Origin of the sequence: Thermomonas sp. (assembly GCF_047606765.1) — a bacterium.
GTDB lineage: Bacteria > Pseudomonadota > Gammaproteobacteria > Xanthomonadales > Xanthomonadaceae > Thermomonas.
The window spans coordinates 1-11,172 of record NZ_JASGED010000128.1; the positions used below are offsets into that span (position 1 = coordinate 1).

The 11,172-nt window shown below is 67.4% G+C and carries 7 protein-coding genes; 6 read left to right on the forward strand and 1 reads right to left on the reverse strand.

Going from position 1 to position 11,172, the window contains the following annotated elements; translation table 11 throughout:
* On the forward strand, positions 1-2,168 hold a 2,168-nt coding region (locus QM612_RS11990), incomplete at its 5' end, for a DUF3418 domain-containing protein (protein WP_415254113.1).
* On the opposite strand, the gene QM612_RS11995 is transcribed toward QM612_RS11990, so the two are convergent.
* The gene (locus tag QM612_RS11995) at positions 2,161-2,661 is read right to left on the reverse strand and encodes a hypothetical protein (protein ID WP_415254114.1); all 501 of its coding nucleotides are present in this window, start codon (positions 2,659-2,661) and stop codon (positions 2,161-2,163) included. The two genes, QM612_RS11990 and QM612_RS11995, sit on opposite strands and share 8 nt — an antisense overlap.
* 267 nt (positions 2,662-2,928) lie before the next feature.
* Here QM612_RS11995 and QM612_RS12000 point away from each other — a divergent pair, with 267 nt between their 5' ends.
* The 5 genes from QM612_RS12000 to QM612_RS12020 form a co-directional block, all read left to right on the forward strand.
* Positions 2,929-4,974, forward strand: a complete 2,046-nt coding sequence (locus QM612_RS12000) for a RelA/SpoT family protein (RefSeq protein WP_415254119.1) — start codon at positions 2,929-2,931, stop codon at positions 4,972-4,974.
* 28 nt (positions 4,975-5,002) lie between these two features.
* Entirely contained in the window at positions 5,003-6,019 is a 1,017-nt protein-coding gene (locus QM612_RS12005; protein WP_415254115.1) for a glycosyltransferase family 2 protein, read from the forward strand.
* Positions 6,019-6,948 carry a glycosyltransferase family 2 protein gene (locus tag QM612_RS12010; protein ID WP_415254116.1) on the forward strand — a complete coding sequence of 310 codons (930 nt, stop codon included), beginning with the start codon at positions 6,019-6,021 and terminating at the stop codon, positions 6,946-6,948. The genes QM612_RS12005 and QM612_RS12010 overlap by 1 nt, the downstream gene beginning before the upstream one ends.
* Before the next feature lie 80 nt (positions 6,949-7,028).
* Positions 7,029-9,515 (forward strand): penicillin-binding protein 1B, encoded by a 2,487-nt coding sequence (mrcB, locus tag QM612_RS12015; RefSeq protein WP_415254117.1) that lies wholly within the window; start codon positions 7,029-7,031, stop codon positions 9,513-9,515.
* Positions 9,516-9,520: 5 nt separating this feature from the next.
* The coding region (locus tag QM612_RS12020) for an ATP-dependent DNA helicase (protein WP_415254118.1) at positions 9,521-11,172 on the forward strand (1,652 nt) is incomplete at its 3' end.

Here is an 11,172-nt window from a genome sequence, read left to right on the forward strand (position 1 = left end):
CCTCGCATTGCAGCTTCAACTGCCGATGCGAGGAGCTTTGGCCTGATGTTTCCTTCCCCCGCTTGCGGGGGAAGGTGCCGAAGGCGGATGGGGGCGAACACACGGGTCCCGATTACACATCCCTCCATCGCGCCCTGATCGCCGGCCTGCCGACGCAGCTCGGCCATCGCGGCGACAAAGGTGTGTACGACGGCCCGCGCGGGCGCAAGTTCCAGTTGTTCCCCGGCTCGAAACTCGCCTCGAAGCCGCCGCCGTGGTTGTTGTCCGCCACGCTGCTGGACACGGAAAAGGTGTGGGCGATCACCAACGCCGCCATCGAGCCGGATTGGGCCATCGCCGAACTGCCGCATCTGCTGGCGCGCCGCCACCACGATCCGCACTGGTCGCGCGCGCAGGGCCGCGTGGTCGGCAGCGAGCAGATTTCGCTGTTCGGGCTGGTGCTCGCACCGAAGAAGCCGGTGCATTACGGCGCGCTGTTTCCCGAGGAAAGCCGCGCCATCTTCGTGCGTGAGGCGCTGCTGACCGGCGAGATCAACACCCGCAGCGCCTTCCTGGCCCGCAACCTGCGTACGCTTGCACTGGCGCAGCAGGAAGAAGCCAAGCAGCGCCGCGTTGGCCTTGTGGTCGATGAGGACTGGCAGGCGCGCTGGTATCTCGACCGGCTGCCGCCGCACATTCACAACGCGCAGGCGCTGGATGCGTGGTACGGGAAATTGGCGAAGGAGGAAAAAGCCGGGCTGGAATGGTCGCGGGACGATTTGCTGGTGGCCGACCAGACGGATGCCGCGCGCTTTCCCGCTTACATCCCGCTGGGCGATGCGCGCCTTGCCGTGCAATACCGTTTCGAGCCGGGCGCGGTGGATGACGGCATGACCGTGGCGGTGCCGCTCCACCTGCTCCATGCACTGGATGCCGCGCGCTTGTCGTGGCTGGCGCCGGGCTTCGTGGAGGACAAGGCGGCGGCGCTGATCCGCTCGCTGCCGAAGGCGCTGCGCCGCAACTTCGTGCCCGCGCCGGATTTCGCCCACGCCTTCGCCGAGGCGTTTGCGCAGCCCGGGCATGCACACCAAGAGCCGGATTCCATCGAAGGCGCGCTTGCGAAGTTTTTGAAGAAGCTCTCGGGCGTGGAAATCTCCGCCACGGATTTCGATGCCGCCAGCATCGAACCGCATCTGCGCGCCAATCTGCGCCTGCTGGACGGAAAACACATCCTCGCCGAGTCGCGCGACCTCATTGATCTGCGTGTCCGCTTTGGCGAACGCGCGGCGCAGGCCTTCGCTCGCCATGCGGCGCAGGGCATGGCGAAGTTGGGGATGACCGCGTTCCCCGAAGCGCCGATCCCAGTGTCGGTGCCGGGTGCGGGCGGCGTGCCGGCGTATCCGGCCCTGCAGGACGATGGCGATGCCGTGTCGCTGGCCCTGCACGCGCAGCGCGAGGTCGCCGAACGCCTGCATCCGCAGGGCGTGCGCCGGCTGCTGTCCATCGCGATGACCGACAAGTGCAAGCAGGCGCGCAAGCAATTGCCGGTGCAGCCCAAGCTGTCCCTGCTGTACGCCGCCATCGAGTCCGCCGCGCCGCGAAGCGATGGTTTGAAATACGCCGACCGCCTGCGCGCCGACCTGGTAGATGGCGCATTCGCGGCCCTGTCGGAACACGAGCTGCTGGCGGTTCGCGATGCCGATGCCTTCGCCCGGCGCCGTGACGCCATCGCAAAGGAACTGTTCGCCGAGGCCATGCGCAGGTTGCAGCAGGCCGAAACCATCCTCGGCCTGGTCGCCGACGTGCGGGCGAAACTGGAATCCAAGCTGATCGGCTGGGCCCGCGCCAACCTCGATGACATGCAGGCGCAACTCGATGCGCTAGCCGCGCCCGGCTTTCTGCGCGACACCCCGGCGCAGGCGCTGGCCGAATACCCGCGCTACCTCAAGGCGATGAGCCTGCGCGCCGAACGCGCCCAGCGCGACCCGACCCGCGACCAGCAGCGCATGCTGGAACTGGCCCCGTTCGCCGCCGCGCTGGCGGGTGCAGACCCGAACCACCCGGAAGCCCAGGCCCTGCGCTGGGAACTGGAAGAACTGCGCGTGCAGTTGTTCGCGCAGGAGTTGGGCGCGAAGGGCGGCGTGTCACCAAAACGTTTGGCGACGCGGCTTGCTCGATTGGTTACTTGATGCGGCGCACCTTGGCTGCCGTGTTGTAGCCGTCGATCTGCATCCACCACACGCCCAGCACGCCAGGTTTCACTGTGACCTTGGGGTTGCTGCGGCGCACACCGGCCAGACGGGCGTCGTCGGTCTGTTCCCAGACCTGTCCATTGTCCAGCTTGTACTGCAGGCCTTTGCCAAAGCCAGTGAACTCGCCTTGTAGATGGGCGACGATGGGCTCACTGGAACCGAAATCGAAGAACCCACGGTTTTCGCGCACCACTTCCTTGCGGCCTTCTTCGCGTGCCTCGCTGACGGCACTGCGGGTGCGTTCTTCCACCATGCGGCCTAGCCATTTGTTCAGTGCGGCCAGCTCATCGGCGCTCAGCTTGTGCAGGCCGGCGGCCTTGAACTCCTCCTCGCTCATTTGCTGCTGGAGTGCGGTGTCCTGCTGCTGTGCCAATGCCAGCGATGGGCAGGCCAGCAGGGCAAACGCGAGGATGGCGGCGATGATGCGCATGGTCGGTTCCTCCGAGGATGGTCTGGCGAGTGTAGGGCGTGGCGGCGTCTCGCCCAAGCGATTGGCGACGCGGCTGGAACGCCTGCATTCCACCTGAAGACAGCGGGATCGCTGGCCGCTTCATCGCTGTCTCGCTACTGTAGCCACATGCACGCCGTTGCCGCCCCCTCGACCACGTATGCCGATGCACTGGCGCGCCTGCCGAACGACGCGCTGCCCGCGCCATTGGCGGCGTTCTGGTGCGAGCGTGCGCAGGCCGGTGCGCCGATGCGCGACCGTGCCGACGTGCTGTGCGACACGCTGGCGATCCTCACCTCGCTCAATGCCGATGCCGAGGTGATGGCGGCAGCCCTGCTGGATGCGCTGGCCGATGTCGAAACATTGGCCAGCGAGGCGAAGATCGGGATTCCCGAGCGCCTGCATGTGCTGCTGGAAGGCCAGCGCGCTGCCAGCCGCGTGTGGGAACTGCATCGCAACCATGGCGGTGGCCGCAACCCGGAAGGCATGCGCCGGTTGCTGCTGGCGCTGGTGCGCGACCTGCGGGTGGTGCCCATCGTGCTGGCGCGCCAGCTTGCGCGCATGCGCGCGGCGTGGCGATTGCCGGTGGAGGAACAGCGCGCACTGGCGCAGATGACCCGCGACATCCATGCGCCCTTGGCAAACCGCCTCGGCATCTGGCAGTTGAAGTGGGAGCTGGAAGACCTGGCCTTCCGCCTGCTGGAGCCGGACACCTACCTGCGCATCGCCCGCATGCTGGACGACAGCCGCACCGGGCGCGAGCGCTACATCGCCACCGCGCTGGCGAAGTTGCGTGAAACGCTGGCGGAACAGGGCATCGAGGCCGACATCGCCGGCAGGCCGAAGCACATCTACAGCATCTGGAAGAAGATGCACCGCAAGGATGCGCCCATCGACGAGTTGTATGACCTGCGCGCGCTGCGGGTGCTGGTCGATGACGTGCCCACCTGCTACGCCGTGCTGGGACTGGTGCATGCGCTATGGGTGCCGGTGCCGAGCGAGTTCGACGATTACATCGCACGCCCCAAGCCGAACGGCTATCGCTCGCTGCACACGGCGGTGATCGGCCCGGAAGGCAAGACCCTGGAGGTGCAGATCCGCACCCGCGAGATGCACGCGCAGGCCGAACTCGGCGTGGCCGCGCACTGGCGCTACAAGGAAGGCGGCAGCGCCGGCGGCGCGGCGATGGACAAGCGCATCGCGTGGATGCGCAAGCTGCTGGAACAGGCTGCCGATGCCGCCAAGGAAGGCGAGGCCACGCCGCTGCAGGGCATGGACAGCGATCTGGTCGAGGAGCGCGTGTATGCGCTGACGCCGAAGGGCGAGGTGATCGACCTGCCGCAGGGCGGCACCGTGCTCGACTTCGCCTACGCGGTACACACGATGGTCGGGCATCGCTGCCGGGGCGCGAAGGTGGATGGCCGCATCGTGCCGCTGACCTATCAGCTGCGCACCGGCGAGCGGGTGGAAATCCTCACCGCCAAGACCGCCGAACCGCGCCGCGACTGGCTGCAACCAAGTGCCGGTTTCCTTGTCAGCAGCCGTTCGCGCGACAAGGTGCGGGCGTGGTTCAACAAACTGGATCGCGCGCGCAACCTGCAGGCCGGGCGCGAACTGCTGGATCGCGATCTGCGCCGGATGGGCCTGCTGCACGCGGATTTGCAGCCAGTGCTGGGCCGCTTCAACGCGCACAGCATCGATGAATTGCTGGTGCTGGTGGCGTTGGGCGACGTCGGCCCGAATCAGGTCGGGCGCGCGTTGCTGGAGCTGGAAAAGGCCGCGCAGGAACCGGCATCGCCACCACCACAAGCGACGCCCGCAAAACCTGCGACACCCAGCGCGCCCGGCGCTGGCGCGGTGACCGTGCAGGGCGTGGACAACCTGCTGGCGCAGGTGGCGCGTTGCTGCCAACCGCTGCCGGGCGAGCCCATCGCCGGCTACCTGACCCGCGCACGCGGCGTCAGCGTGCATCGGCCTGACTGCGCGGCCTTCCTGCGGCTGGCGGCGAAGGAACCGGCGCGGGTGCTGCCGGTGGAATGGGGCATGCAGCGCGGGGGACAGACCGTGGCTGTGCGCATCGACGCCATCGACCGCAAATGGCTGCTGAAGGATGTCACCACCCTGCTGGCGCAGCTGGGCGTGAACGTGTTGAACATGCATGCCGAACAGGTGCGCGGCGCCAATGGCCGGGTGCGCGTGCAGTTGCAGGCGCGGGTGACCGACTACGAGCAACTCGGCCTGCTGCTGGCGCGGCTGGAATCGCTGCCCGGCGTGGAGTCGGCGCGGCGCGGGTGAACGATGACGGGCGCTGATACCGCCTAGAATGCCGCGCATGCTGCGGGTGGCGCGGCGCAGGGAAGGTGGTGTGCGGATCTCGATCGCGATGTGTACCTACAACGGTGCGAGGTTCCTCGGCGAGCAGCTCGACAGCCTGCTGGCACAGGCGCGCCTGCCAGATGAAGTGGTGGTGGGCGATGACGGCTCCACCGATGCCACGCTGGAGATGCTGCAGGCATTCGCCGTGCATGCCGGCGAACGCGGCGTGCGTGTCGATATCGTGCGCAATGCCGAGAACCTCGGCTTCGCGGCCAATTTCGATGCCACCTTGCGGCGCGCCACTGGCGATATCGTGTTCCTCTGCGATCAGGATGATGTCTGGCATCCCGACAAGATCGCGCGGATGTGTGCGCAGTTCGATGCGCGCCCGCGTTTGGGCCTGCTGCATGCGGATGCGCGGCTGATCGATGCCGAGGGGCGCGACATGGGTTGCAGCCTGTTCGAGGCGCTGGAGATGACGCCGGCAGAACGCGATGCCGAGCATGCGGGCCGCGCATTGGACGCACTGCTTCGGCGCAATCTGGTGACAGGCGCGACCATGGCGATCCGGCGTGAAGCCTTGGCATCTGCGTTGCCGGTGCCGGAAGGTTGCGTCCACGATGACTGGCTGGCCTTGCGCTGCGCGCTGGACTGGCAGGTGGACTGCATGGAATGGGCATCGATCCGCTATCGACAGCACGATGGCAACCAGATCGGCATGCGCAAGCGCACGTTGCGCGACAAGCTGTCCGGGCTGGACAGGCCGAAGCGCATGTTCATGGCCGAGATGGCGCATCGGCTGGATGTGTTCCTGCAGCGTTGTGATGACGATGGCTTGATGCTTTCGCCCGAGCGTCGCAGCGAAATCGAGGCGCGCATCACGCATGTGCGCATGCGTGCAGCGCTGCCGGCTACGCCGATTGCACGCCTGCGCGCGGTGCTGGCGGAAATGCGGACGGGCCGTTATCGCGCGTATTCGTCCGGGCTGCGTTCCATCGTCAGCGATCTGCTGGACATGAACTGATGCAGGCAGGCGACCAGCTTTCGACGTTTGATCCGCGCACGGTCTGCGCGGTGGTGGTGACGTATCGGCCCGAGCTTGCCCAATTGCGCGAAACACTGCGCCTGCTTGCGCCGCAGGTCGGGCAGGTGGTGGTCGTGGACAACGCCAGCGGTGGTGGGTTCGATGCCTTTGCCGCCGATGCCACCGCAGCAGGCTGCATCGTGCTGCAAAACCACGAGAACCTCGGGCTGGCCGCGGGCTTCAATCGCGGCATCGCGCATGCGAAGGCGGGCGGGTTTGGCTTCGTGCTGCTGATGGATCAGGACAGCCTGCCCGAGCCGTCGATGGTGAGCACGTTGCTGGCTGCTTACATGCGGCTTTCGGCAATGCAACAGGTGGCGGCGGTCGGTGCGCAGTTCGTGGACAGCCGCGACGGCAGCGTCGCGCCATTCGTGCGGGTGGGGTTTCCCTTCAACCGCAAGATCCCCGGCGCGCCGGGACAATACGTGGCATGCGACTTCCTTATCAGCTCCGGTTGCCTGTTGCCGATACCGGTGCTGGACGTGGTGGGGCCGATGGATGCCTCGCTGTTCATCGACAGCGTGGATCTGGACTGGTGTTTCCGCGCGCGTGATCTGGGTTACACGCTGCACGGTGTGTGTGATGCGCGCATGCGCCATGCCATCGGCGATGAACTGCGGCCTTCGCGGTTGATGGGGCGCGGCATGTTCATCCACAGTCCGGCGCGCCTGTATTACCTGATGCGCAACCGGCTGCTGCTGTACCGGCGGCGGCACACGCCACGGGTGTGGATCGCGCAGGACATGCTGCGCTTTGTTGGCAAGTTCCTGCGCATGTCGCTGCTGGTTGCCCCCCGCGCTGCCAATGCGCGGGCCATGCTGCGCGGCGCATGGGACGGCCTCCGGGGCAGGGCCGGCGCAAGCGGATGAGCCGCGTGTGAACGTTTGCGCGGCAGGATGCGCGGCGCTTGGCTAGACTGCGACAGGACTGCCACCCACCCGACCCACCCATGCCCCGCATCGAAGACGAAGAAGACGATCTGCAAGACGACGACGCGGACAGCGAGGACGGCGGCTCCGGCGACAGCGGCTGGAAGCGCCGGCTGCTGACCTGGGGATTGGCCGCAGCGGCGCTGCTGCTGGGTTTTTTGATCCCGTACATGCTGTACCTGAACCATCAGGTTGGCGAGCGCTTCGGCAAGCTGCAATGGCAGGTGCCGACCCGCGTGTATGCGCGCCCGCTGGTGCTGCGCACCGGGCTTGCGATGGATGCGCAGACGCTGAAGACCGAGCTGGATGCCGCGTCCTATCGCGATGGCGACGGCAAGCGCGCAGGTACCTATCAACGCAACGGCGCGCGTTGGCGCATTTCCAGCCGTGGCTACAGCGATGTGGATGGGCGGGTGACACCGGCCACGCTGGAAGTGACCCTGTCCGGCGGCAACGTGGCGTCGATCCGCGATGTCGCCGGCAAGCGCGCCCTGCGCAGCGCGCGGCTGGACCCGGCGCGCATCGCCACCCTGTACGGGCGCGATCAGGAAGAGCGCCGGCTGGTGCGCATGGAAGAGGTGCCGGAGTTGCTGGTCACCGGCCTGCAGGCGGTGGAAGACCGCGACTTCAATCGCCATTTCGGCATCGACGTGTTCGGGATGCTGCGCGCCGTTTTCGTCAACGTGAAATCCGGCGGTGACACCCGCCAGGGTGCCAGCACACTGACCCAGCAGCTTGCGCGCAGTGGCTTGCTTGGCATCGGCAAGGAGCAGACCTACCGCCGCAAGATCAAGGAAATCCTGTTTGCGCTGCTGCTGGAAGCGCGCTACGACAAGCGCACCATCCTTGAGGCGTATTTCAATCAGGTCGATCTGGGCCAGCGCGGCGCGCAGTCGATCCGTGGCGTGGCGGCGGCGTCGGAGTTCTGGTTCGGCAAGGAATTGCGCGATCTTTCCACCGAGCAGATCGCGCTGATGATCGGGCTGGTGAAGGGGCCGTCCTGGTACAACCCGCGTCGCAACCCGGAGCGCGCCATCGAACGCCGCAACCTGGTGCTGCAGAAGATGCGCGAGACCGGGTTGATCGACGATGCCGAGTTCAAGCGCGCAAGCAAGGCACCGCTGGGCGTCACCGAGAACGCCGGCAATCTGGTGGCAAACCGGTTCCCGGCCTATGTCGATCTGGTGCGCAAGCAACTGGCGCGCGACTACACCATGGAGAAATTGTCCGGCGCGGGGCTGGCGGTGATGACCGGCATGTCGCCTGCGGCGCAGGGCTATGCCGAAGGCGCGGTGGGGCGCACGCTGAAGGCGCTGGGTACCAAGGGCCGTCCGCCGCTGGAAGCGGGTCTGGTGATGACCGATGTCCACAATGGCGACGTGCTGGCCGTGGTCGGCAGCCGCGATTTCACCGAACCGGGCTTCAACCGCGCGGTGGATGCGCGCCGCCCGGTCGGTTCGCTGCTCAAGCCCTTCGTTTACTTGCTGGCGCTGGGCAACCCGGAGCGCTGGTCGCTGGCCAGCGCGATCAGCGATGCCCCGGTCACCGTCAGCCTTGGTCGTGCGCGCACCTGGAAGCCGGGCAATTCCGATGGCCGCAGCCACGGCACCGTGCATCTGATTGATGCGCTGGCGCAGAGCTACAACCAGGCCACGGTGCGGCTGGGCATGGACGTGCAGCCGCAGCGGCTGGCCGGCGTGATCCGCACGCTGGCCGGCATCGAATCCGATGGGCAACCGTCGCTGATCCTTGGCGCGGTGGATCAAAGCCCGTATGCGATGGCGCAGCTTTATCAGTTCCTTGCATCGGGTGGCGAGGTGCAGCCGCTGCGCGCGGTGCGCGGGGTGCTGGACGAGAACGGCCGCGTCATCAAGCGCTACGACAAGGACGCGCCGCCCGCGCAGAAGGGTGATGCCGTGGCGGCGCGGCTGGTCGGTATCGCCTTGCAGCATGCGATCGCCTCCGGCACCGGACGCCAGCTGGTGCGCGATGGCCTGGGTGGCCTGTCGGCTGCCGGCAAGACCGGCACCAGCAACGATGGCCGCGATAGCTGGTTTGCCGGCTATACCGGCGACCATCTGGCGGTGGTGTGGGTGGGCAACGACCAGAACGAAGCCACCGGCTTGTACGGTGCCAGCGGCGGCATGCGGGTGTGGTCGAACATCTTCTCGCGGCTGCCCAGCGCGCCGCTGCGGCTGTCCGACGAGGGCATCGACTGGCGCTGGGTGGAAGGCGGCTACAGCACCGATCCAGGCTGCCAGACCGCGCGCCGCTTCGCCTTCGTCGCCGGCCATGCACCGCCTTATCGCGCATGCACCTATGTTGCGCCGCTGTTCGACGAGTTCGGCAACCTGATTCCGCAGGACGAACAGACCGATGCCGATGGCAACCCCCTGCAGCGTGCCGGGCAGGCGATCCGCGAGTTCTTCGGTGGTGGCGATCCCGCCAGGCAGGTGCCGCCGCAACAGCCGCAGCCGCAACCCGCGCCGGCGCAACCGGTGCAGTAAGCAAGGTGCGCGAGGACGGTTTTCCGGCGTCGCGGCTGGCACGCGCCGCGCGCGATGCACTGGCCGATGGCGCTGCGCTTGCGGGCGCGTTGCCCGGTTTCAGGCCACGCCCGGCGCAGCAGCGGTTGGCGGCGGCAGTGGCCGATGCCTTCGAGCATCGCGACATCCTGCTGGCCGAGGCCGGCACCGGCACCGGCAAGACCTTTGCCTATCTGGTTCCCGCGCTGCTGTCGGGAATGAAAACCATCGTTTCCACCGGCACCCGCGCGCTGCAGGATCAGCTTTATCTGCGCGATCTGCCGCGCGTGCGCGATGCGCTGGGCGTCGGCCTGAAAACCGCGCTGTTGAAGGGCCGCGCCAATTACCTGTGCCGCTATCGGATGGAACAGGCCAAGGGCGAGCCGCGCTTTTCATCGAAGGAACAGGTCAGCCAGTTTCAGCGCGTGGTCGCATGGAGCGGGCGCACCAGGATGGGCGACATGGCCGAACTCGATTCGCTGCCGGAAGACTCGCCGCTGCTGCCGCTGGTGACCTCCACCGCCGACAACTGCCTTGGCACCGATTGCCCGTTCTGGGGCGACTGCTTCGTGGTGCAGGCGCGCCAGCGCGCGCAGGCTGCCGACCTCGTTGTGGTCAACCATCACCTGCTGCTGGCCGATCTCGCGCTGAAGCAGGAAGGCTTCGGCGAAATCCTGCCCGGCGCGCAGGCCTTCGTGGTTGATGAGGCGCATCAGTTGCCCGACCTTGCCGCGCAGTTCTTCGGCGAAGGGCTGGGCGCGCGTCCGCTGGTGGAACTGGCGCGCGATGCCATCGGCGAATGCAAGGACGTGCCCGGCGCGCTTGCCAGCGTGCAGGAACCGGCGCGTGCGCTGGAACAGGCTGCCCGCGCGCTGCGTGCCGGCATGGACAACCTGCCGATGCGCGGCACTGCATGGCGTGCGCTGGACGAAGTCGACATCGAGCCCGCCTTCCGCATGCTGGCCGATGCCCTGCACGCGATGGAGCAGACGCTGGAACCGCTGCGCGAAGCCGCACCCGGTTTCGATGCCTGTCATCTGCGCGCGCGCGATCAACTCGGTCGCCTGCGGCGCTGGCTGGGCGAAGCGGCGATGGGCGGTGACGATGACAGCGATGGCACCAGCGTCCACTGGTATGAACTCACGCCGCGCGGCTTCCGCCTGCAGCGCACGCCGCTGGACGTGTCTGCGCCACTGCGCCGGCATCGCGAGGAATCGCACGCCGCATGGGTGTTCACCTCGGCCACGCTGGCGGTGGGCGGCAACTTCACGCATATCGCGCACAAGCTGGGCATCGTTGATGCGCAGGAACTGATCGAACCCAGCCCGTTCGATTGGGACAGTCAGGCGCTGTGCTACCTGCCGCCGCGCCTGCCGGAGCCGGCATCCCGTGATTACGGCCGGGCGGTGATCGATGCGCTGATGCCGGTGCTGGAAGCCTCCGGCGGGCGCGCCTTCCTGCTGTTCGCCTCGCATCGCGCGCTGCGTGAAGCCGCCGAACTGCTGCGCGATGCGCCGTGGCCGCTGTTCGTGCAGGGCAGCGAGCCGCGCCATGTCCTGCTGCAACGCTTCCGCGACTCGGGCAACGGCGTGTTGCTGGGCACGGCCAGTTTCCGCGAAGGTGTCGATGTGGCCGGCGA